Origin of the sequence: Streptomyces glomeratus, assembly GCF_021462825.1 — a bacterium.
Lineage (GTDB): Bacteria > Actinomycetota > Actinomycetes > Streptomycetales > Streptomycetaceae > Streptomyces > Streptomyces glomeratus.
This window is the reverse complement of the sequence record NZ_JAKEEB010000016.1, coordinates 112,215-133,098: the sequence shown is the minus strand read 5'-3', so window position 1 is coordinate 133,098 and position 20,884 is coordinate 112,215. Positions and strand designations below refer to the sequence as shown.

Genomic DNA, 20,884 nt, shown 5'->3' with positions numbered 1-20,884 from the left:
CTTCCTTCGTACTCACCCGAGAGACTCTCTCAGGCTTTCCTCCGGGCGCTTCCCTTCGGTGTTTCCGACTCTATCAGACCTTTTCTCGGCCCGATTCCCGGTCGGCGGGATCGTCTTGAGCCTCGGGCTTTCACCGCGCGGCCTTTCGACATTCACTACGTTAGCCGATTTCCGTCGCGACTCATAATCGAGTTCCGACAGCTTGAATTCGGACATGCGGACACGCCGAATTCACCCCTTGCGAGGGATGACGTAGGTAGTGGGTGGCCGCTTCCGGCTGCTGGCTGAACGCCGTACCCGGTTCAAGCGGCTCGGGCTACATTACGCACCTTCCAGGGACGCGTCAACTTCGGCGGCGGCGAGGCGTGTGGGCCCGATAAGGGCTCACCGTCGGGTCGTTGGCGACCCAGAAGCGCCACGGGTGAACGCCTCCGTCCCCCGCGACGCCGGTGCGCGGACCGTTGCGTACCTGGTCGGAGGGCACCGGCGTGCCCGTGAGCATCCGCAACGGGGTCTCTTCCGGCGTGCACGCGTCCGTGCCGTCGAGTGCCCGGTCCACGCCCAGGGCCGTCGCCAGTCGCGCGGGGCCTTTGGCCAGTTCCTTGTCGTTACGGGCCGAGAGTCGTCGCTGCCGGGCCAGCTCGGCGCCCTCGGTGATCTCCCCCGCACGGAGCAGGACGGCGCTCGCCCTGCCATCGGGGCCGCACACCAGATTCATGCAGTGCCACATGCCGTAGGTGAAGTAGACGTACACATGACCGGGCGGACCGAACATCACATCGTTGCGGGGCGTGCGGCCGCGATAGGCGTGGGAGCCGGGGTCATTGGGGCCGTCGTAGGCCTCGACCTCCGTGAGGCGCAGTTCGATCGGGCCGTCGGGGGTGGTGCGGACGAGGATGCGCCCCAGCAGGTCGGGGGCGACGTCCAGGACAGGGCGGTCGAAGAACTCCCTGGGGAGGGGCGTACGGTCGGGGGTCGCGATCACGGCGTACGAGCGTAGTCCAGATGGGTGCGTGCCAAAGGGTGGTCAAGGGTCCTCACCCTTGGAAGGGTGAGGACACGGAACCGGCCGGGGGCCGGATCGCGTTTGTAGGGATCAAGGATCCGCGTACGCCTGCAGGAGGCGGGGCGGCGGAACAGGCGTCGCCTGGGAGGGAAGACTCATGGGATTCAAGCGGCTGCTCGCGAGCCTGGGTGCCGGCGGGGCGTCGGTCGAGACGGTCCTGACCGAGGTCAATGTGGTGCCGGGTGGTGTCGTCCAGGGTGAGGTGCGGATCCAGGGCGGGTCCGTGAACCAGTCGATCGAGGGTCTGAACGTGGGGCTGCAGGCCAAGGTCGAGGTCGAGGGCCACGACGACACGGAATACAAGCAGGACATCGAGTTCACCAAGGTACGGCTCGGCGGTGCCTTCGAGCTCCAGGCGGGTGCCGTGCACGCCGTGCCGTTCGGGCTGGAGATCCCCTGGGAGACGCCGGTCACCATGATCGACGGTCAGGCGCTGCGCGGGATGCACATCGGGGTGACGACCGAGCTGGAGATCGCGCGTGCCGTGGACTCCGGGGACCTGGACCCGATCAACGTGCATCCGCTGCCGGCGCAGAAGGCGATCCTGGACGCGTTCATCCAGCTGGGCTTCCGTTTCAAGAGCGCGGACATGGAGCGCGGTCACATCCGGGGTACGCGCCAGAAGCTGCCGTTCTACCAGGAGATCGAGTTCTTCCCGCCCTCGCAGTACCGCGGTCTGAACCAGGTGGAGCTGAGCTTCGTCGCGGACGACCGGGAGATGGACGTCATCCTGGAAATGGACAAGAAGCCGGGTCTGTTCAGCGAGGGCAGCGACTCCTACCGCGCCTTCCAGGTCGGTCTGCACGACTATCACGGCACGGACTGGGCCGCCTACCTTCACCAGTGGCTGTCGGAGGTCGGCAGCAAGCGCAGCTGGTTCTAGGCTCTGGATCAACAGGAATCGGTTGATCCACTGACTTGGAGGTGCCGAGGTGACCGAGCTGAAGAGACGGCCCCTGCCCCATGACTTCCATCCGCCCGTGCCGTCGTTCACGGTGACGAGCGAGGACGTCGAGCCGGGGGCCACGCTCAAGGACGCTCAGGTCCACGCCGCTGGGAACGCTTCGCCCCAGCTGCGCTGGGAGGGCTTCCCGCCGGAGACCAAGAGCTTCGCCGTGACCTGCTACGACCCTGACGCCCCGACGGGCAGCGGGTTCTGGCACTGGGTCCTGTTCGACATCCCGGCGTCGGTCACCGAGCTGCCGGCGGGCGCGGGCAGCGGGAAGTTCGAGGGGCTGCCCTCGGGTGCCGTCCACGCCCGCAACGACTACGGGACGAAGGACTTCGGCGGTGCCGCGCCCCCGCCCGGGGACGGGCCGCACCGGTACGTCTTCACGGTGTACGCCGTCGACCGGGAGAAGCTCGGTCCGGACTCGGACGCCTCTCCCGCGGTGGTCGGCTTCAATCTGAGGTTCCACACGCTGGCGCGCGCACAGCTCATCGGTGAGTACGAGAACCCGGCCAAGGGCTGACACACCCACCGAACACTGACGTTCATTGAACGTTTGCCCGCCTCCGGTCTTGGAAGTGATCGGAGGCGGGCATTTTTTATTGCGTTGTCCATCTCGGCGCGCCCGTCCAGAGTTGATCCAAGCCCGCCAGGGGGTGGGCGGATGCACACAGGAGGTGGGCTGGATGCGAGACACGCTGGTGCTGAACGCGAGCTTCGAGCCGCTGTCGACGGTGACACTGAACCGAGCCGTCGTTCTGGTGCTGCAGGACAAGGCCGTGGTCGAGCAGGCCCACCCGGAACTCCGTATGCGGGGCGCCGATGTCGATATACCCGCGCCCCGGGTCATCAGGCTCTGCCGGTATGTGCGGGTGCCCTTCCGAAGACAAGCTCCGTGGTCGAGGCGGGGTGTCCTGGTGCGGGACCGGCACAGATGCGCGTACTGCGGGCGGCGGGCGACGACCGTGGACCATGTGGTGCCGCGGTCGCAGGGCGGTGGTGACACCTGGCTGAACACGGTGGCCTCCTGTGCCGACGACAACCACCGCAAGGCGAACCGTACGCCCGAGGAGGCGGGGATGCCGCTGCTGCGGCAGCCGTTCGAGCCGACGCCGGCGGACGCGATGCTGCTGGCGCTCGGGCAGGACGAGTTCGAGGCGCTGCCGGAGTGGCTCGGGCAGCCCGCCGCCTAGGGCCGGCGCGCAACGGCCGCTCGGAACGCCTGGGTCAGGGGATGTGGACCGGGGCCCGCCTCCGTCGGGAGGCGGGCCCCGGTGTCGTACGACGGCCGCTGTCCGGTCAGTCGATGGACGGCTTCTCGCGGCGCTCGGCCGCCGTGCCCGAACCGGCGCCGCCGGAGGAGCCGCCACTGCCCGAACCGCCGCCCAGCGGGCCGAAGTTGCCCATGGCGCCGGAGAGGCCCTTCAGCGCGTCGCCGATCTCGCTGGGCACGATCCAGAGCTTGTTGGCGTCGCCTTCAGCGATCTTCGGGAGCATCTGGAGGTACTGGTACGAGAGCAGCTTCTGGTCGGGATCGCCGGCGTGGATCGCCTCGAAGACCGTACGGACGGCTTGGGCCTCGCCTTCGGCGCGCAGGGCGGCGGCCTTGGCCTCACCCTCGGCGCGCAGGATCTGGGACTGCTTCTCGCCCTCGGCGGTGAGGATGGCGGCCTGCCGCGTACCCTCGGCGGTGAGGATCGCCGCGCGCTTGTCACGGTCGGCGCGCATCTGCTTCTCCATCGAGTCCTGGATGGAGGTCGGGGGCTCGATGGCCTTCAGTTCGACGCGGTTGACGCGGATGCCCCACTTGCCGGTGGCCTCGTCGAGGACGCCGCGCAGGGCCGCGTTGATCTCCTCGCGGGAGGTCAGGGTGCGTTCCAGGTCCATACCGCCGATGATGTTGCGGAGTGTGGTGACAGTGAGCTGTTCGATGGCCTGGATATAGCTGGCGACCTCGTACGTCGCGGCCCGGGCGTCGGTCACCTGGTAGTAGATGACGGTGTCGATGTTGACGACCAGGTTGTCCTGGGTGATCACCGGCTGCGGCGGGAACGGCACCACCTGCTCGCGCAGGTCGATGCGGTTGCGGATGGAGTCTATGAACGGGACCACGATGTTCAGGCCCGCGCTCAGCGTGCGTGTGTAGCGGCCGAAACGCTCGACGATGGCTGCGCTCGCCTGTGGAATGACCTGGATCGTCTTGATCAGGGCGATGAAGACCAACACCACCAGAATGATCAGGACGATGATGATCGGTTCCATCGTGATTCCCCGTACCCTTCTCCGCCTCGGCGCCTGTGGAAGATCTTATGGTTGTTGAAGATCTTGCTGGTCGAGTCTGACAGAACGTCGCGTACCTCGCGGGGTGTTCGGCCGAGTTACGTCCTACGAGGTCACATCACGATCGCCGTGGCTCCGTCGATGTCCACGACGTCCACTTCCCGGCCCACGTCGTAGGTGAGTTCGGCGTCGAGGGAGCGCGCCGACCAGACCTCCCCCGCGAGCTTGATCCGGCCGCCGCTGCCGTCGACGCGCTCCAGGACGACGGCCTGCCTGCCCTTCAACGCCTCGATGCCGGTGGCGAGTCGGGGCCGTTGGGCGCTGTGCCGGGCTGCGATGGGCCGGACCACGGCGATGAGTGCGACGGATACGACGGCGAAGACCAGGACTTGGAAGACGGCGTCGCCGCCCAGAGCACCGACCACGGCGGCCGCGACCGCGCCTGCCGCGAGCATCCCGAGCTCCGGCATCGCGGTGATCACGAGCCCGATGCCGAGCCCCGCCGCGCCGATCAGCCACCACACCCACGCGTCGATGTCCACCTGGTCATGGTAGGGCCGCGGGTCCGGTCGCGGACAGGGCGCCGTCCGGCTTGCGGAAGCTTTCCGGGGGCCTGTCCGTCAGGGGCTTTCGGGGTCAGGAAAGGGGCAGGCCGTGAGCGGTCCAGCGCTCGCCGACGTTTTCCACCACGAGCGGGAGGCCGAAGCAGAGGGAGAGGTTGCGGGAGGTCAGCTCCAGCTCCAGCGGTCCCGCGGCGAGCACCTTGCCCTGCCGGATCATCAGGACATGGGTGAAGCCGGGGGCGATCTCCTCGACATGGTGGGTGACCATGATCATGGAGGGCGCGACCGGGTCGCGGGCGAGGCGGCCGAGACGGCGTACGAGGTCCTCGCGGCCGCCGAGGTCGAGGCCGGCCGCGGGCTCGTCGAGGAGCAGCAGCTCGGGGTCGGACATCAGGGCACGGGCGATGAGGGTGCGCTTGCGCTCGCCCTCGGAGAGGGTGCCGAACTTTCGGTCCAGGTACTCGCTCATGCCGAGGCGGTCGAGGAAGGCGCGGGCGCGCTGCTCGTCGACGTCCTCGTACTCCTCCTGCCAGCCGGCCGTCATGCCGTACGCGGCGGTCAGCACGGTCTGCAGGACGGTCTGGCGCTTGGGGAGCTTCTCGGTCATGGCGATGCCGGCGACGCCGATGCGGGGGCGGAGTTCGAAGACGTCGGTACCGGGCTTGCCGAGGGTCTCGCCGAGGATGGTGGCGGTGCCCTTGGTCGGGTAGAGGTAGCTGGAGGCGACGTTCAGGAGAGTGGTCTTCCCGGCGCCGTTGGGGCCGAGGATGACCCAGCGCTCACCCTCCTTGACCGACCAGGAGACCTGGTCCACGAGAGCCCGGCCCTCACGGACCACGGATACGTCCTCCAGCTCCAGAACATCGCTCATGAGCGCGTTGTCTCCCCTTGCAGTGTGGCCAGTGTCGGCTCTCGCGTACGCCCGTGGGCGTGGTCCGCCACGCCGGTGGGCGCAGCCCCTCGAGAAATCTACGCCACTGGTCGCCCGGCCGATTCCATAGGTCCGGTCCGTAGGGTGGGGGCATGCTCTCGGAACCACGTTCAGGTCGGCTGGCCGCATGGGGAAATGCCCTTTTGGCCGGGTTTGTTTCGCCGGACGACTCCGCGTCCGCCATCGTCGGTGAGGATGCGGTGCACCGGGTGGAGGGGCTGCCGGGTGAGCCGGCGCCCGTCGGTCTCACCCTCGCGCTGGGGCGGCTGCGGACGCTCGGGGTGACCGGGCTGCGGGTGGCGCTGCCCGCGCCGGGGCATCCGCTGGGGCTGAGTGGCCCGCCGGAGTTCAACGCGCGGGCACTGGAGGCCGAGGAGGCGGTGGTCTGTCACGGGGCCGCGTTCGGGCTCGTGCCGGAGGTCCACGAGGCGGGGCCGGACGGCGATGTACACGTCGAGGTCGTCTGGCACTGTCTGCCGGTGCGGGAGGCGCCGCCTGCCGACGTGCCCTCGCTCGGGGAGGCCGAGCGGGAGCTGGCGGAGGCGCTGCGCGAGGCGACGGAGGTGTTGTCGCGGCTGGACGTGGCGGGGTCGGGACCGGTGGCGGAGGCGGCGATCGACGCGTACCGGGCGCGGGCCGAGCGGGGGCGGGAGGTCCTGGCGCCGGGCTATCCGCCGCGGGCGGTGCGGGTGCTGGAGCTGGCCCAGCGCGTGGGGCTGCTCATCTCGGTCGCGTCCGAGAACGCGCACGGGGGCGCGGTGAGCGCCTCCGAGATGGCCGCCCGGGCCCAGACGCTGCGGCCGGTGGAGCGGACGGCCCGGCGGGCGCAGGTGGCGGCGTACAACTCGATCGTGGAGCAGCGCGAGATGCGGTGATCCGCTACCGCACCTGAGCGGCCTCCCGGGGACTCCAGGGCGGCCGCTCAGGAAGAGCGGACCGGCCTCAGTGGTTGAGGCCCAGGTTGCCGAAGGCAGGGTTCAGGATGCCGACCACGTTCACGGTGTTGCCGACCGCATTGACGGGGATGTGGACCGGGGCCTGGATGACGTTGCCCGACACGACGCCCGGAGAGCCCGCGGCCCGTCCGCCGGCGTGAGCCCCGTCGTGGGCGGAGGCGAGGCCGGCGCCGGCGGCGACCAGTCCGCCGGCCACCATGGTGACGGCTGCGGCCTTCTTCAGGTTCTTCACTTCTGAGCCCTCTCCTTGCGATCACTGCGGCAGGCGCCGCAGCACGCCTTGGAGAACGGCCGGGGATCCATCGAGGATGCGCCACCCGGGGGACATACACCCGACGGTATGAAGATCCGCTCAGCCGTTAACACCGTGCCGCACCGCCCAGAGCGCGGCCTGGGTGCGGTCCGACAGGTCCAGCTTCATCAGGATGTTGGAGACATGGGTCTTGACCGTCTTCTCCGACAGCACCAGCGCCCGGGCGATCTCCCGGTTGGACCGGCCGTCGGCGATCAGGGCCAGCACCTCGCGTTCCCGCTCGGTGAGCGAACCTCCTCTCCCCTGGCCCGAGTTGGTCTCCTCCTGGGACAGCAGCGCGCCGGCGACCTCCGGCTGCAGAAGGATGTGCCCCGCGTGCACCGACCGGATGGCTCCGGCGAGAGCGTCGGGGTCCACGTTCTTGTAGACATAGCCGGCGGCGCCCGCGCGCAGGGCCGGGACCACCGTGCGCTGCTCGGTGAAGCTGGTCACGATCAGCACGCGCGCGGGGTGGTCGAGCGCGCGCAGCCTGCGCAGCGCTTCGATGCCGTCCATTCCAGGCATCTTGACGTCCATGAGGACGACGTCGGGTGTCAGCTCCTGGGCCCGGGCGACCCCCTCGGCGCCGTCGGAGGCCTCCCCGACCACCTCGATGTCGTCCTGCACCTCGAGGAAGGTGCGCAGACCACGTCGGACGACCTGGTGGTCGTCGACGAGCAGCACCTTGATTGCGTCAGCCACCAGGGACCTCCATCTCGATCGTGGTGCCCTTCCCGGGCGCCGATTCCACGGTCAGCGTGCCGCCGACGCCGCCCGCACGGTCGCGCATGGAGACCAGGCCGAGGTGGCGCCCCGCCCGGCGCACCGCCTGGGGCTCGAACCCGCTGCCGTCGTCCATGACACGCAGGACGGCACCCGGGCCGCGCTTCTCCAGGGCCACCTCGACGCGCTCGGCACCGGAGTGCCTCAGGGCGTTGTGCAGCGCCTCCTGGGCGACGCGCAGCAGCGCCTCCTCCTGGGCGGCCGGCAGTGCGCGGACCCCCAGGCTGCTGAAGGTCACGCGCGCGGTGTGGGCGCGGTCGAGGACATGGACCTGGGTGCGCAGGGTGTTGACCAGGCCGTCCTCGTCGAGCGCGGCGGGGCGCAGCTCGACGACGGCGGCACGCAGTTCGTCGGCGGCCTCGGCGGCGAGCGCGGCGACCTGCTGGAGCTCTCCCTTGGCGCGCACCGGGTCACGGTCGACCAGCGCGGCCGCCGCCTGCGCGGTGAGCCGCAGGGAGAAGAGTTTCTGGCTGACCGCGTCGTGCAGCTCGTGGGCCAGCCGTGAGCGCTCCTCGGCAATGGTCAGCTCCCGGCTGCGCTCGTACAGCCGGGCGTTGGTGAGGGCGATCGCGGCGTGCTGGGCGAGGATCGAGAGCAGTTCCTCGTCGTCCTCGGTGAAGCCGCAGCTGCCCTGGCGTTTGGCGCACCTCTTGTTGGCCAGGAACAGCGCCCCGATGATCTCGTCGCCGTCGCGGATGGGCAGGCCGAGGAAGTCGGACATCTCCGGGTGGGCGCTCGGCCAGCCCTCGAAGCGGGGGTCCCGGCGAACGTCGGCGAGCCGCTCGGGCTTCGCCTCGCGGAGCATCGCGGCCAGGATGCCGTGCTGGCGCGGGAGCGGGCCGATGGCCTTCCACTGCTCGTCGCTGACTCCGTCGACGACGAACTGGGCGAAGCCCCCGTGGTCGTCGGGGACTCCCAGCGCCGCGTACTCGGCGTCGAGCAGCTCGCGGGCCGAGGCGACGATCGTCTTGAGGACGTCGCGCACCTCCAGATGCCTGCTCATGGCCAGCAGCGCGGAGCTCACCGCGTACAGGCCCGACCGGGGTCCATGGCTCATGAAGTCACCGTACCGGCGAGGTGTGACACGGCGTATCCGGCAGGTGGCCGCCCCTTCCTACACCCGTGGGCCTAAGCCGAAGGGCCCCGCTTCCCTGCGGCCCGCGTCCGAGGCGGCCGGAGCCGTGCCGTTCCTACCGTGAGGTCACCGCCGCTCACCGGCGGCCGAGGGACGAGGAGACGGTGGACATGCCGGTTGCGATCATCACGGGGGCTTCCAAGGGGCTGGGGCGGGCGCTGGGCGCGGCCCTGGCGAAGGGCGGCTGGGACCTGGTGGTGGACGCCAGGACCGCGTCCGTCCTCGAGGAGACGGCGGGTGCCCTGGCGGCCTACGGGACGCGTGTGGAGGCGCTCCCGGGTGATGTCACGGACGCCGGGCACCGGGCCGGTCTGGTGGCGGCGGCCCGCGGCCTGGGCGGGCTGGACCTGCTGGTGCACAACGCGAGCGCGCTGGGCGCGGAGCCCCTGGTACCCCTCGCGGAGCTGGGGCTGGACGGGCTGCGGCGGGCGCTGGAGGTGAACGTGGTCGCCGCGCTGGGCCTGGTCCAGGAGGCCCTGCCGTTGCTGCGGGCCTCGGATGTGGGCGCGGTGATCGCCGTCAGTTCGGACGCGGCGGCCGAGGCGTACGGGGCGTGGGGCGGGTACGGCGCGTCCAAGGCGGCGCTCGACCAGCTGGCGGCGGTGCTCGGCGTGGAGGAACCGGGGCTGCGGGTGTGGGCGGTCGACCCCGGGGACATGGCCACGGACCTGTATGCGGCGGCCGTACCCGAGGACGACGGTCCGCGGCCCGCGCCGGAGGATGTGGTGCCCGCGTTCCTCAGGCTGCTGGACGAGCGCCCGGTGAGCGGCCGCTACGGGGCGCCGTCCCTGCTGGAGGAGCGATGAGCACGGCGACGGGGGTCCCGTCGCCGGAGCGGGTTCGACGGTGGGGGAAGGTTCCCGGGGAGCTGTCGGCGCGGGTACCGGTCGAGCAGCGCGGGGCCGGGCTGGCCCGGGACTCCGTGCGACTGCTGGTCTCGCGGGGGAAGGAGGTGTCGCACCACGCGTTCGCGGAGCTGCCGCGCCTGCTGCGGCCGGGGGATGTGCTCGTGGTCAACACATCCCCGACGCTGGCGGCCGCGGTGGACGGCGCGGTCGGGCACGCGCGCGTGGTGGTGCACTTCTCGACGTGCGGGGACGACGGGCGGTGGGCGGTCGAGCTGCGGGACCCGGACGGACGGGGCACCACGCGGGCCCGGACGTCAGGCACGGCGCGAAACGCCGCGGGTATAGAGGTGCGGCTCCCGGACGGCGGACGGCTGGTTCTGGAGGAGCCCCTGTCGCCCAGCGGTGACCGGTTGTGGTGGGCCCGGCCGTCGGATCCGGACGTGGGGGGATTGCTGGCCCGGCACGGGCGCCCCATTCGTTACTCCTATACGGAGCGGGACCAGCCGCTGTCTGCGTACCAGACGGTGTTCGCACTGCCGTCCGCCGACGGAGCGGGCAGCGCCGAGATGCCGAGCGCGGCGCGTCCCTTCACCTCGCGCATGGTGGCGGAGCTGGTGAGCCGGGGCGTGCTGTTCGCACCGATCACGCTGCATACGGGGGTGGCGTCGGCGGAGGCGCACGAGCCGCCGTACCCGGAGCGTTTCGCGGTGCCGGAGGTGTCGGCGCGGCTGATCAACACGGTACAGGCCGGGCGGGGGGTGCTTGCCGGGGAGAGCGGTGGTGAGGGACGGCCGGGCGGCCGGGTGATCGCGGTCGGGACCACGGCCGTGCGGGCGGTGGAGTCGGCGGCGGGCGCCGACGGGGTCGTACGGGCGCGGCGGGGCTGGACCGATCTGGTGGTGACGCCCGAGCGCGGTGTGCGGGTGGTCGAGGGGCTGCTGACCGGGCTGCACGAGCCGGAGGCATCGCATCTGCTGATGCTGGAGGCCGTCGCGGGACGGGAGGCGGTCGACCGCAGCTACGAGGCGGCGCTGGCCGGTCTCTACCTGTGGCACGAGTTCGGGGACACCCACCTCATCCTCCAGGCGTAGCCACCTCACATAGAGCGTTGCTCCAGCAACTGATGGTGAGGTTCGCGGGCCCCGGGTGTGAGGCCGCGCATAGGACGCACATCACGTACGAAGCCCTATAGGAGACAAACGCGCCCGTGGTGAACGGGGCAGACAGGGCGGTCTGCCCCGTTATTCCCTGCCTGGCTCCACTACCGGGGATCGTACGTCACACCTTTGCCAGGCAATTTTGCGGCAGCTAAGAATTGCTCCCGTCGCTCGGCGCCGTGGGCATTGCCCGCGGCGCTTGTGCTGGAAACATCCGTCTTCCGCCGGCACCAGAGCGGCCTCCGCGCTACACAAAGAGGTCCCTCCGCATGCCCAAGAACATCACCGCCCTCCGTGCCCGCAGTCGTGAGCTGACCAAGGCCCACAAGATGTCCATCGCCGGTGTGGCCGCCCTCGGCTGCTGCGCCCTCGCGGTCACCGCCGCGCCGAGTGAGGCACAGAGCACGGTCCCCCACGCGGCCCCCGCCGCCGCGGCCCAGGTGGAACTCGGCAACCAGCCGGCGAAGCAGATCAAGGCCAGCATCACCGACCAGATGGCCGCCTCCGCCCTCAAGGCCGAGGCCATCGCCGCCAAGCAGAAGGCCGCCGCCGCGGCCTCCGCCAAGAAGGCGGCCCCGCAGCAGGCCGCCGCGCAGCCCCAGCGGCCGGTGGCGCAGCGCCCGGCCCAGCAGGCCGCGAGCCGCTCCGCCGAGCGCCCCCAGGTCCGGCAGGCCGCCCCCGCCCCGAAGAGCTACGCCAACAACGTGGACGGCTGGATCCGCCAGTCGCTCGACATCATGGCGCAGAAGGGCATCCCGGGCTCGTACAACGGCCTGTACCGCAACATCATGCGGGAGTCCTCGGGCAACCCGATGGCCATCAACAACTGGGACATCAACGCCCAGAACGGCATCCCGTCCAAGGGTCTGCTCCAGGTCATCCAGCCGACCTTCAACGCCTACCACGTTGAGGGCACGTCCTGGAACATCTACGACCCGGTCGCCAACATCACCGCCGCCTGCAACTACGCGGCGCACCGTTACGGTTCGATGGACAACGTCAACAGCGCGTACTGAGGCCGGCGCGGACCTCTTCTCGCCTGACGGATGAAAGGGCGGCACCCCCCGGGTGCCGCCCTTCCGCGTGTCCGGGGTGACTACTTCCGCATGACCTCGGGCTCGTGGCGGCGCAGGAAGCGGGCCACCAGGAAGCCGCAGAGCACGCCGAGCGCGATCAGCGCGATCATGTCCAGGGTCCAGGCCGACGCCGTGTGGTTCCACAGCGGGTCCGTCTTGGCCGGGTCGTCCGTGTTCGGGGCGATGTTGTTGAAGTCCAGCGTCGCGCCGGCGGCCCCGACCGCCCAGCGGGACGGCATCAGGTAGGAGAACTGGTTGACGCCGACCGTGCCGTTCAGCGTGAACAGGCAGCCGGTGAACACGACCTGGATGATCGCGAACATGACCAGCAGCGGCATCGTCTTCTCGGCGGTCTTCACCAGCGAGGAGATGACCAGGCCGAACATCATCGAGGTGAAGCCGAGCGCCATGACCGGCAGGCACAGCTCCACCAGCGTGCCATGGCCGAGGACCACGCCCCGGTCGGGGATCTCCCGGCTGGAGAAGCCGATCAGGCCCACCATCAGGCCCTGAAGCACGGTGATGGCGCCGAGCACGACCACCTTGGACATCAGATACGCCGAGCGGGACAGGCCGGTGGCGCGTTCCCGCTCGTAGATGACCCGCTCCTTGATCAGCTCCCGGACGGAGTTGGCGGCGCCCGCGAAGCACGCGCCGACCGCGAGGATCAGCAGGACCGTGGTGGCCGTGCCGTTCGGGACGGGGACGCCGGTCTTCGGGTTGACCGGGTTGACCAGCAGGCCCTTGTCACTGTCGATGAGCAGGCTGACCGCGCCGAGCACCGCCGGCAGGATCACCGTCAGCGCCAGGAAGCCCCTGTCGGAGGCTATGACCGCGACATACCGCCGGATCAGGGTGGCGAGCTGGGAGAGCCAGCCCTGGGGCTTGGGCGGCTTCATCGCCTGCGGGGGTGGCATGTGGACCGACTGCGGGGCCACGGCGTCGATGTCCGCGGCGTACATCTGGTAGTGCCCCGAGCCCTTCCAGCGCCCCGCCCAGTCGTAGTCGCGGTAGTTCTCGAAGGCGGAGAAGACATCGGCCCAGGATTCGTAGCCGAAGAAGTTCAGCGCCTCCTCGGGCGGGCCGAAGTAGGCGACGGCCCCGCCCGGCGCCATCACCAGGAGCTTGTCGCACAGCGCCAGCTCGGCCACGGAGTGGGTGACGACCAGGACCGTGCGGCCGTCGTCCGCGAGGCCACGCAGCAGCTGCATGACGTCGCGGTCCATGCCCGGGTCGAGACCGGAGGTCGGTTCGTCCAGGAAGATCAGCGACGGCTTGGTGAGCAGCTCCAGGGCCACCGAGACACGCTTGCGCTGACCGCCGGAGAGGGAGGTGACCTTCTTCTCCTTGTGTACGTCCAGCTTCAGCTCGCGCAGCACCTCGTCGATGCGGGCCTCGCGCTCGGCGGCCGTGGTGTCGGCGGGAAAGCGCAGCTTGGCCGCGTACTTGAGCGCCTTCTTGACGGTCAGCTCCTTGTGCAGGATGTCGTCCTGCGGGACCAGACCGATGCGCTGGCGCAGCTCGGCGAACTGCTTGTACAGGTTGCGGTTGTCGTAGAGGACGTCGCCCTGGTTGGCGGGACGGTAGCCCGTGAGCGCCTTCAGCAGTGTCGACTTGCCGGAGCCGGAGGGGCCGATGACCGCGATGAGCGACTTCTCCGGCACGCCGAAGGAGACGTCCTTCAGGATCTGCTTGCCGCCGTCGACCGTGACGGTCAGATGGCGGGCGGAGAAGGAGATCTCGCCGGTGTCGACGAACTCCTCGAGCCGGTCGCCGACCAGACGGAACGTCGAATGACCCACGCCGACGATGTCGTGCGGGCCGAGCAGCGCCGAGCCGCCCTTGCCGATCGGCATGCCGTTGACGAACGTGCCGTTGTGCGAGCCCAGGTCACGGATCTCGAAACGGCCGTCGGGCGTGGCGTGGAACTCGGCGTGGTGGCGGGAGACCTGGAGGTCCGAGACGACGAGGTCGTTCTCCAGCGCACGGCCGATGCGCATCACCCGGCCGAGGGCGAGCTGGTGGAACGTGGTCGGACTGCGGTCGCCGTAGACCGGCGGCATGCCCGCGCCGCCACCGGGGCCCTGCTGCTGCGGGACCGGGGCGGCGGAGTGCTGTGGCGTCCGGGAAGCGGGTTGCGGCGGGATCTGCCGGCTCTGCTGGGGCGCCTGCTGCTGGGGGGCCTGCTGCGCCGCCCAGCCGGCGCCCGCGCCCTGTGCCGCGTACGGCTGCTGCCGGGGCCCGGACTGCGGCGCGGCCACCGCGGCCGCGGCACCGGACAGGTTCAGGCCCGGCCCGTCGGTCGCGTTGCCGAGGTGCACGGTCGTGGCTCCGCCGATCTCCAGCTGGTGGATGCGCCGGCCCCCGACGAACGTGCCGTTGGTGCTCCCCCGGTCCTCCAGGACCCAACTGCGCCCGTTCCAGCTGATCGTGGCGTGGCGCCAGGAGACCCTGGCGTCCTCGAGCACGATGTCCCCCTGCGGATCACGTCCGAGGGTGTGTGGCCTGGACGCGTCGAGCGTCCAGGTGCGTCCATTGAATTCCACTACGAGTTCAGGCACTCCATGCCCCACTGAGTTGTCCCCCGAGTTACCCCCATCACGGGGAGTGTAGGGATGTCGAACATCGTGGGGAACTATTTCAGGCTCGGTGCTCTGACTGAAAGTCGGGCCTTGTGATGAACGTGAACGAGCCGTGGGGCACGCGCCGTTGACGGAGGTGAAACCCGGCCGGAGAGTGGTAATCCGACGCGAGGGGGACATCCGCGGTGGATCGCCGCGGAGCGGACCGGGGGTCTGACGATGCGCAACGAGGCCGCGGAACACGGCAGGAGGCTGCCCTGGGCGGATGTGCTGCTGTCCGCGATCGCGTCCGTGAGCTGGGCGTTGATCGGGATGGCGGGGACGGCGGCGCTGGGTCTGCATCTGCTCCGGGCGGATGCGGCGGGCTCGCTCGGGCCGATGACGGCGGCCGTCGTGGCGCTGGGGGCGAACGGCTCGGTCAGGCCGTCCGGGAATGTGTCGGCGTTCGGTCTGAAAGGGGCCGAGGCGACGACCGCCGTCGAGATCACGCCACTGGGTGTGGGTCTGGTGGGTGCGCTGCTGCTGTCCTGGTTCTTCCTGCGTTCGCTGCGTGCGGCGGGAGTGGTCGTCGCCCCGTCCGAACTCCTCGCGCGGGCGGGCGCGGTGGTGGCGCTGTTCGTGGCGATGCTGGGCGGTCTCGCCTGGGCCGGCCACGACGTCGTCACCATCGACGGGGGCTCGCTCGGGCTCGACAGGCTGCCCGGCGGGAGGGGCGGGGGGAGCGTCGGCATCCCGGGGCTCGGCGACCTCGGAGGGCTGTTGCCGAGCCGGATCGGGGATCTCGTCCGGGCGAAGGCCTCGGTCGGCTTCAGCGTCGACACGATGCCCACACTGCTCGGGGGCGCGGCCTGGGCGGCCGGTGTCCTGGTGATCGCGCTGCTCGCCTCGCGGCGCACACCCCTGCCTCGGGGCTGGGAAGCCGTGCACCGGGTCGTGCGCCCGGCCGTGTCGGCGCTGGCGGCGGTGATGCTGACGGCGGTGGTCGCCGGCCTCGCGGCGGCGGCGTACGCGGCGACCGGCGACGACCACCCGGCGCGGATCGCGGGGGCGGCGCTGCTCGGCGCACCGAACGGGGTGTGGCTGGCCGTCCCGCTCGGGCTGTTCGTACCGTGGGACGGCAAAGCCACGGGCGAGCTGGCGAAACTCCTCCCGGACCCGCTGGACCGGCTGCTGAGCGTGCGGACCGGCCAGTCGGTGACGTTGGAACGCCTGGCCGGGCTGGACGGCAAGGTGTGGCTGCTGGCGGTCGCCGCGGCGCTCATGATGCTGTTCGCCGGTGTGCTGACGGCGGCGCGTACGCCTCTCGTAGGGGGCGGGGATGCGGCGGCCGTACCGGGTGTGACTGCTTCCGCCGTACGGGCCACGGGTCCCCTCGGCTTCGCAGGGCGCTGCGCGCTTCGCCTCGGGATCGTGACGGCGGCGGCACTGCCGCTGCTGGTCCTGCTGACGGATGTGTCGGTGGACGCCTCGCTGTCCGTGTTCGGATTCGACGCCTTCGGCGCCGGAGTCGAGCTGCACGGGGACCTCGGCGCGGCCGTGCTGCTGGGCGCGGCATGGGGTGCGGGCGCCGGGGCGGCCGGGGCGCTGCTCGCGTATGCGACCGGGGCGGCGGGGAGCCGGGCGGCGCCCCTGGCACGGGGTGACGCGGTGTGGCGGGCCACTTCGGCGTCCCCGGTCGCGACGGCGCGACGGGAGGCCGGTCCCTACACCCCGGGCACGCCCTACCGCCCGCCGAACCCGGACACCAATCCCTATCTACGGCTGCCCGAGGCGCTCCGGAAGGCGGAGGACGCACGGCCGGGTGCGGGCGCAGGTCAGGGCGAAGACGCGCGGGCGGGCGAAGGTGCGCGGGCGTGGGCTGCCGGGGAACCTCCGGAAGGGAGCGCTCGGCCCGCCGGTGGTGACGTGTCCGGGGCACCCACGGTGATCCGGCCGATCGAGCCGCCCGTACCGCCGTCCCGGCGCCGTACCTCGGGGACGTCGTCGTCGCCGGACCAGGGGCCCCCGCCTCCTCCCCCACCTCCGCCGCCCGGGCCGTCCAGGGGGCGCGGCTGACGAGGCTCCCGCCTCGTCGGCGGTTGCTCTCCCGCACCCTGCGCCTTCGCCGGCGGTCAAGCCGCTCGTCACCCGCCCGCCATACACTGTTCCGTGTCCGCTAGACGGACCGGGCACGCGAAAGGCACTGGGTGCCGGATACGGTGGAAACACCATGAGCGCTTCGCAGACCTCCGACGCCCCCACTCTCCTTGTCAAGATCTTCGGCAAGGACCGGCCCGGCCTGACGGCCGGCCTGTTCGACACGCTGGCCGCCTACAACGTCGACGTCGTCGACATCGAGCAGGTCGTCACCCGGGGCCGCATGGTGCTGTGCGCCCTGGTGACGACGCCGCCGTCCGGGCTCGAGGGTGATCTGCGGGCGACCGTCCACAACTGGGCGGAGTCCGTGAAGATGCAGGCCGAGATCATCTCCGGCATCGGCGACAACCGTCCGCGGGGTCTCGGACGTTCCCTGGTCACCGTGCTCGGCCATCCACTGACCGCCGAGTCGACGGCCGCCATCGCCGCCCGGATCGCCGCCACCGGCGGCAACATCGACCGTATCTTCCGGCTCGCCAAGTATCCGGTCACGGCCGTCGAGTTCGCCGTGTCCGGCGTGGAGACGGAGCCGCTGCGCACCGCCCTGGTGACCGACGCCGCGGCACTCGGTGTCGACGTCGCCGTCGTCGCGGCCGGTCTGCACCGGCGGGCCCAGCGTCTGGTCGTCATGGACGTGGACTCGACGCTCATCCAGGACGAGGTCATCGAACTGTTCGCCGCGCACGCGGGCTGCGAGGCGGAGGTCGCCGAGGTGACGGCGGCCGCCATGCGCGGCGAGCTGGACTTCGAGCAGTCGCTGCACGCACGCGTGGCGCTGCTCAAGGGGCTGGACGCGTCGGTGATCGACAAGGTGCGCGCCGAGGTGCGGCTCACCCCGGGCGCGCGCACTCTGATCCGCACGCTGAAACGACTCGGCTTCCAAGTGGGGGTTGTCTCCGGCGGCTTCACCCAGGTCACCGATGATCTCAAGGAGCGGCTCGGCCTGGACTTCGCGCAGGCCAACACGCTGGAGATCGTCGACGGGAAGCTGACCGGCAGGGTCGTCGGCGAGGTCGTGGACCGGGCGGGCAAGGCGCGGCTGCTGCGCCGGTTCGCCGCAGAGGCTGGCGTGCCGCTGGCGCAGACCGTGGCGATCGGGGACGGGGCCAACGACCTCGACATGCTGAACGCGGCCGGTCTGGGCGTCGCCTTCAACGCCAAGCCCGTGGTCCGCGAGGCCGCGCACACGGCGGTGAACTTCCCCTTCCTGGACACCGTCCTGTATCTGCTCGGCGTCACCCGGGAAGAGGTCGAGGCGGCGGACATACACGACGAGATCGGCTGAGGCCTGTGCCGCGGTGTCACCTGCGGCCGCGCACGACGTCGCCGGGGCCCGGCACCGTGACCGGTGCCGGGCCCCGCTGCCTTCCGTGGGGGGTTACTCGCTCGGCGCCCAGTAGTCGAGCAGGGTGGCCGTGCCCGGCTCCAGGGACTTCCAGGAGCCGTCGAAGGAGAGCACGGCGAAGGCGGCGGCGGGGAAGCCGCGTCGGCTCATCCGCTCGCGTGCCTCGGCCTCCGCTTCCCCCGCAAGGACCTCGGCGAGGCCCTGGATGCCCGGATTATGACCGATGAGGGTCACGTTCTGGACGTCCTCGGGGGTTTCGTTGAGCACGGTGATCAGTTCGCCGGGCGAGGCGTCGTAGACCCGCTCCTCGTAGACGGTTTTCGGCCGGTGCGGAAGCTCCTGGACCGCGATCTTCCAGGTCTCGCGGGTACGCGTCGCCGTGGAGCAGAGGGCCAGGTCGAAGGGGATGCCGGTGTCGGCCAGCTTGCGGCCGGCGACGGCCGCGTCCTTGCGGCCCCGGTCTGCGAGGGGCCGCTCGTGGTCGGCCACCTGCGGCCAGTCGGCCTTCGCATGCCGGAAGAGGACAATCCTGCGGGGTTCTGCGGAGCTCATGCGTCCCAGCTTCGCATGAAAGAGGCCAGGGAGCGCAGGGAGTTGACGGCGTCGGAAGTGCGCTCGCGCGCATGGCCGATCGGGCCTGCGCGCCGCCTGCCTCGGAAGAAGCAGCCTCTCGCGGCCGGACCCGGAGGCTTGGGGCCCCGGGGACTCCGGGTCCCGGTCCGTCGGGCGGGGCGCCGTGCGGGTGGAGGGGTCACCGTGTGTGGTGCCTCATCGTCTGCTGGATCCCCTCGACGAGCCGGCCGAGAGCGGGGTCGCCGCCCGCCCGCGCGTCCGCCGGATTGAGTATCAGCGCCAGCAGGACCACGAAGGCCAGCGTGGGCAGCGCGAGGGCCCACCAGGGCAGCCGCATGTCGATGCCGCCCGTGGCCGCCGGGTGGGACCGGGTGTGGGTGCGGGCCGACATGGCTGCCTCCGTGGGTGTGCGGACGGTCCGTGGTCCGCCGTCGGCGGCCACACCTCGAAGGTAGGGACTCGGCGGCCCTCAACCCATCCGGTGATCCACCCACTTGACCCTGACACTCACCCCCTAGGGGATGCGGGGGCCAGCCCCACCCCGGGCCTGGGGTCACCCCCCGTCAGGGGGAGGCGATCGTGGCGATGACGGCGATGATCACGAAGATGGCGAAGAACGCGCCGAAGACGAGCAGCATCTTCTTCTGGCCGTTCGGGGGATTCGGGTCGAGCACGGGCATACGGTCAGTTTCGCACCCCTCCCCCGCCCCACCTCCGGTGGGGTCGCCACCGGACGGGTCAGCCCCCGAGGGCCCGGCCCCCGGCCGGGCCGAGCGCGCCCGGCGGCGTCCTCCGCAGCGTGCCCTGGTCTGTGCTCAGCGCGCCGCCGCCTCGTCCTCCACGATCCGGTCGCGGCCCGCCAGGACGCCCGCCGCGACCTGCGGGACCATCAGCCCGGCCATCAGTGCGATGGGCAGACCCCAGCCGCCGCTGTGCTGATAGAGGACGCCCACCAGCAGCGGCCCCGGGATCGACAGCAGATATCCGGTGCTCTGCGCGAACGCCGACAGCTTGGCCACCCCCGCACCGGTCCGGGCCCGCATGCCCACCATGGTGAGGGCCAGGGGGAAAGCGCAGTTGGAGACGCCGAGCAGCAGCGCCCAGGCCCAGGCGCCGGCCGCCGGGGCCCAGTACAGGCCCGCGTACCCGGCGAGGCCGCAGACCCCGAGCGCCACCACGATCGGACCCTGGTGCGGCAGCCGGGTCGCCAGCCGTGGGATGACGAAGGCGAGGGGCACGCCCATCACCATGGTGACCGCCAGCAGCATTCCGGCCGTGCCCGCGGACACCCCGGCGTCACGGAAGATCTGCGCCATCCAGCCCATCGTGATGTAGGCGGCCGTGGCCTGGAGCCCGAAGAAGACGGCCAGCGCCCATGCGGTACGGCTCCGGATCATCCCAGGCCCCTCGGACTCGCCCCGGTCGGCGCCGGCGACGAGCGTGCCGCCCCCGGCGGCGCTCCCGGCGGAACGGGCGCCCCGCGCGCGCACGAACGGGATCCACGGCAGGACGGCCGTCGCCGACAGCGCCGCCCACATCGCGAGCCCCGACCGCCAATCGCTGCCGAGGGCATCGGTCATGGGGACCGTGGCCGCCGCGGCCGTGGACGTGCCGAGGGCGAGCGCCATCGAGTACAGGCCGGTCATGGAACCCACCCGGTCCGGGAACCAGCGCTTGACGATCACCGGCATCAGGACGTTGCCGACGGCGATGCCCATCAGGGCGAGCGCGCTGGCGGCCAGGAAGCCCGCGGTGCTCCCCGCGTACGGGCGGATCAGGAGCCCGGCGGTGATCGCGGCCATTCCGGCGCAGACCACGGCGGCCGCGCCGAACCGACGGGCCAGCCGCGGGGCCGTGACACCGAAGACGGCGAAGCACAGCGGAGGTACGGAGGTCAGCAGTCCGGCGAGGCTGCCGCTCATGCCGAGCCCGTCACGTACCTCTTCGAGAAGGGAGCCGAGGCTGGTGATGGCGGGCCGCAGGTTGAGCGCGGTGAGGACGATGCCGACGACGAGCACACGCGTCGTCCATGCGCTCGGGCGGGCCGCGCCGCTCCCGGCCCCCGCCACCGCGGTGCCGGGTACGGGGGCGGAGCCGCGTACCGGCGTGCTCGTGCGTGTGGGTGCGGAGGCGGTCGTCGCGGTCTCGTCGGAAGCCATACCGCTCATCATAGAATCATGGGATGATTCTGGGGGCACCCCCTTGGGTTACG

Annotated in this window: 20 protein-coding genes and 1 pseudogene; 9 read left to right on the top strand and 12 right to left on the bottom strand. The window is 71.1% G+C overall.

The window, feature by feature from the left end; all coding sequences use genetic code 11:
• Positions 1-343 precede the first annotated feature (343 nt).
• Positions 344-985 (bottom strand): DNA-3-methyladenine glycosylase, encoded by a 642-nt coding sequence (locus LZ604_RS20465; RefSeq protein WP_234516857.1) that lies wholly within the window; start codon positions 983-985, stop codon positions 344-346.
• Positions 986-1,163: 178 nt separating this feature from the next.
• Here LZ604_RS20465 and LZ604_RS20460 point away from each other — a divergent pair, with 178 nt between their 5' ends.
• The 3 genes from LZ604_RS20460 (at position 1,164) to LZ604_RS20450 (ending at position 3,208) form a co-directional block, all read left to right on the top strand.
• Entirely contained in the window at positions 1,164-1,949 is a 786-nt protein-coding gene (locus LZ604_RS20460; protein WP_234516856.1) for a sporulation protein, read from the top strand.
• 49 nt (positions 1,950-1,998) lie between these two features.
• The gene (locus LZ604_RS20455) at positions 1,999-2,538 is read left to right on the top strand and encodes a YbhB/YbcL family Raf kinase inhibitor-like protein (protein WP_234516855.1); all 540 of its coding nucleotides are present in this window, start codon (positions 1,999-2,001) and stop codon (positions 2,536-2,538) included.
• Between the two features lie 163 nt (positions 2,539-2,701).
• Positions 2,702-3,208: an HNH endonuclease gene (locus LZ604_RS20450; RefSeq protein WP_234516854.1), complete on the top strand. Its 507-nt coding sequence runs from the start codon at positions 2,702-2,704 to the stop codon at positions 3,206-3,208.
• A gap of 106 nt (positions 3,209-3,314) precedes the next feature.
• On the opposite strand, the gene LZ604_RS20445 is transcribed toward LZ604_RS20450, so the two are convergent.
• The 3 genes and pseudogenes from LZ604_RS20445 to LZ604_RS20435 form a co-directional block, all read right to left on the bottom strand.
• Positions 3,315-4,277 carry an SPFH domain-containing protein gene (locus LZ604_RS20445; RefSeq protein WP_234516853.1) on the bottom strand — a complete coding sequence of 321 codons (963 nt, stop codon included), beginning with the start codon at positions 4,275-4,277 and terminating at the stop codon, positions 3,315-3,317.
• Positions 4,278-4,408: 131 nt separating this feature from the next.
• Positions 4,409-4,837 carry an NfeD family protein gene (locus LZ604_RS20440; protein WP_234516852.1) on the bottom strand — a complete coding sequence of 143 codons (429 nt, stop codon included), beginning with the start codon at positions 4,835-4,837 and terminating at the stop codon, positions 4,409-4,411.
• Positions 4,838-5,198: 361 nt separating this feature from the next.
• Positions 5,199-5,729, bottom strand: a pseudogene (locus LZ604_RS20435) (ABC transporter ATP-binding protein); the annotation flags it as partial.
• Positions 5,730-5,881: 152 nt separating this feature from the next.
• Here LZ604_RS20435 and LZ604_RS20430 point away from each other — a divergent pair.
• Positions 5,882-6,664, top strand: a complete 783-nt coding sequence (locus LZ604_RS20430; RefSeq protein ID WP_234516850.1) for an Rv1486c family protein — start codon at positions 5,882-5,884, stop codon at positions 6,662-6,664.
• 67 nt (positions 6,665-6,731) lie between these two features.
• On the opposite strand, the gene LZ604_RS20425 is transcribed toward LZ604_RS20430, so the two are convergent.
• The 3 genes from LZ604_RS20425 to LZ604_RS20415 form a co-directional block, all read right to left on the bottom strand.
• Positions 6,732-6,977, bottom strand: coding sequence for a chaplin (locus tag LZ604_RS20425; RefSeq protein ID WP_234516849.1), 246 nt, complete (start codon positions 6,975-6,977; stop codon positions 6,732-6,734).
• Positions 6,978-7,097: 120 nt separating this feature from the next.
• Complete coding sequence (locus LZ604_RS20420) at positions 7,098-7,739, bottom strand: response regulator (RefSeq protein WP_234516848.1); 642 nt, start codon at positions 7,737-7,739, stop codon at positions 7,098-7,100.
• On the bottom strand, positions 7,732-8,877 hold the full coding sequence (locus LZ604_RS20415; protein ID WP_234516847.1) for a GAF domain-containing sensor histidine kinase: 1,146 nt from the start codon (positions 8,875-8,877) through the stop codon (positions 7,732-7,734). Before LZ604_RS20415 ends, LZ604_RS20420 begins: the two co-directional genes overlap by 8 nt.
• A gap of 188 nt (positions 8,878-9,065) precedes the next feature.
• Between LZ604_RS20415 and LZ604_RS20410 the strand changes: the two genes are divergently transcribed.
• The 3 genes from LZ604_RS20410 to LZ604_RS20400 all read left to right on the top strand — a co-directional run bounded on the left by LZ604_RS20410 (position 9,066) and on the right by LZ604_RS20400 (position 11,976).
• On the top strand, positions 9,066-9,761 hold the full coding sequence (locus LZ604_RS20410) for an SDR family NAD(P)-dependent oxidoreductase (RefSeq protein WP_234516846.1): 696 nt from the start codon (positions 9,066-9,068) through the stop codon (positions 9,759-9,761).
• Positions 9,758-10,894 carry an S-adenosylmethionine:tRNA ribosyltransferase-isomerase gene (locus LZ604_RS20405; RefSeq protein WP_234516845.1) on the top strand — a complete coding sequence of 379 codons (1,137 nt, stop codon included), beginning with the start codon at positions 9,758-9,760 and terminating at the stop codon, positions 10,892-10,894. The genes LZ604_RS20410 and LZ604_RS20405 overlap by 4 nt, the downstream gene beginning before the upstream one ends.
• Before the next feature lie 335 nt (positions 10,895-11,229).
• A complete protein-coding gene (locus LZ604_RS20400; protein WP_234516844.1) occupies positions 11,230-11,976 on the top strand; it encodes a transglycosylase SLT domain-containing protein in 747 nt (248 codons plus the stop codon).
• Between the two features lie 80 nt (positions 11,977-12,056).
• On the opposite strand, the gene LZ604_RS20395 is transcribed toward LZ604_RS20400, so the two are convergent.
• Positions 12,057-14,597, bottom strand: coding sequence for an ABC transporter ATP-binding protein/permease (locus tag LZ604_RS20395; RefSeq protein ID WP_234516843.1), 2,541 nt, complete (start codon positions 14,595-14,597; stop codon positions 12,057-12,059).
• 240 nt (positions 14,598-14,837) lie between these two features.
• Here LZ604_RS20395 and LZ604_RS20390 point away from each other — a divergent pair, with 240 nt between their 5' ends.
• Together LZ604_RS20390 and serB are read left to right on the top strand one after the other, a co-directional pair.
• Positions 14,838-16,673, top strand: coding sequence for a streptophobe family protein (locus LZ604_RS20390; protein WP_234516842.1), 1,836 nt, complete (start codon positions 14,838-14,840; stop codon positions 16,671-16,673).
• Positions 16,674-16,827: 154 nt separating this feature from the next.
• Entirely contained in the window at positions 16,828-18,039 is a 1,212-nt protein-coding gene (serB, locus tag LZ604_RS20385) for a phosphoserine phosphatase SerB (protein ID WP_234516841.1), read from the top strand.
• Positions 18,040-18,132: 93 nt separating this feature from the next.
• On the opposite strand, the gene LZ604_RS20380 is transcribed toward serB, so the two are convergent.
• The 4 genes from LZ604_RS20380 to LZ604_RS20370 all read right to left on the bottom strand — a co-directional run bounded on the left by LZ604_RS20380 (position 18,133) and on the right by LZ604_RS20370 (position 20,843).
• Complete coding sequence (locus tag LZ604_RS20380; RefSeq protein WP_234516840.1) at positions 18,133-18,651, bottom strand: SixA phosphatase family protein; 519 nt, start codon at positions 18,649-18,651, stop codon at positions 18,133-18,135.
• A 199-nt stretch (positions 18,652-18,850) separates the two neighbouring features.
• The gene (locus LZ604_RS20375; RefSeq protein WP_234516839.1) at positions 18,851-19,063 is read right to left on the bottom strand and encodes a hypothetical protein; all 213 of its coding nucleotides are present in this window, start codon (positions 19,061-19,063) and stop codon (positions 18,851-18,853) included.
• Between the two features lie 172 nt (positions 19,064-19,235).
• Complete coding sequence (locus LZ604_RS35770; RefSeq protein WP_015661435.1) at positions 19,236-19,352, bottom strand: SGM_5486 family transporter-associated protein; 117 nt, start codon at positions 19,350-19,352, stop codon at positions 19,236-19,238.
• A 135-nt stretch (positions 19,353-19,487) separates the two neighbouring features.
• Positions 19,488-20,843, bottom strand: coding sequence for a CynX/NimT family MFS transporter (locus tag LZ604_RS20370; protein ID WP_234516838.1), 1,356 nt, complete (start codon positions 20,841-20,843; stop codon positions 19,488-19,490).
• Positions 20,844-20,884 lie beyond the last annotated feature (41 nt).

Bases quoted from the DNA above. Each gene is read 5' to 3' on its own strand.
- LZ604_RS35770 (WP_015661435.1), bottom strand. From the start codon at position 19,352: ATGCCCGTGCTCGACCCGAATCCCCCGAACGGCCAGAAGAAGATGCTG.
- LZ604_RS20390 (WP_234516842.1), top strand. From the start codon at position 14,838: ATGCGCAACGAGGCCGCGGAACACGGCAGGAGGCTGCCCTGGGCGGAT.
- LZ604_RS20405 (WP_234516845.1), top strand. From the start codon at position 9,758: ATGAGCACGGCGACGGGGGTCCCGTCGCCGGAGCGGGTTCGACGGTGG.
- LZ604_RS20430 (WP_234516850.1), top strand. From the start codon at position 5,882: ATGCTCTCGGAACCACGTTCAGGTCGGCTGGCCGCATGGGGAAATGCC.
- LZ604_RS20450 (WP_234516854.1), top strand. From the start codon at position 2,702: ATGCGAGACACGCTGGTGCTGAACGCGAGCTTCGAGCCGCTGTCGACG.
- LZ604_RS20410 (WP_234516846.1), top strand. From the start codon at position 9,066: ATGCCGGTTGCGATCATCACGGGGGCTTCCAAGGGGCTGGGGCGGGCG.
- LZ604_RS20375 (WP_234516839.1), bottom strand. From the start codon at position 19,063: ATGTCGGCCCGCACCCACACCCGGTCCCACCCGGCGGCCACGGGCGGC.
- LZ604_RS20460 (WP_234516856.1), top strand. From the start codon at position 1,164: ATGGGATTCAAGCGGCTGCTCGCGAGCCTGGGTGCCGGCGGGGCGTCG.
- serB (WP_234516841.1), top strand. From the start codon at position 16,828: ATGAGCGCTTCGCAGACCTCCGACGCCCCCACTCTCCTTGTCAAGATC.
- LZ604_RS20400 (WP_234516844.1), top strand. From the start codon at position 11,230: ATGCCCAAGAACATCACCGCCCTCCGTGCCCGCAGTCGTGAGCTGACC.
- LZ604_RS20380 (WP_234516840.1), bottom strand. From the start codon at position 18,651: ATGAGCTCCGCAGAACCCCGCAGGATTGTCCTCTTCCGGCATGCGAAG.
- LZ604_RS20370 (WP_234516838.1), bottom strand. From the start codon at position 20,843: ATGATGAGCGGTATGGCTTCCGACGAGACCGCGACGACCGCCTCCGCA.
- LZ604_RS20445 (WP_234516853.1), bottom strand. From the start codon at position 4,277: ATGGAACCGATCATCATCGTCCTGATCATTCTGGTGGTGTTGGTCTTC.
- LZ604_RS20415 (WP_234516847.1), bottom strand. From the start codon at position 8,877: ATGAGCCATGGACCCCGGTCGGGCCTGTACGCGGTGAGCTCCGCGCTG.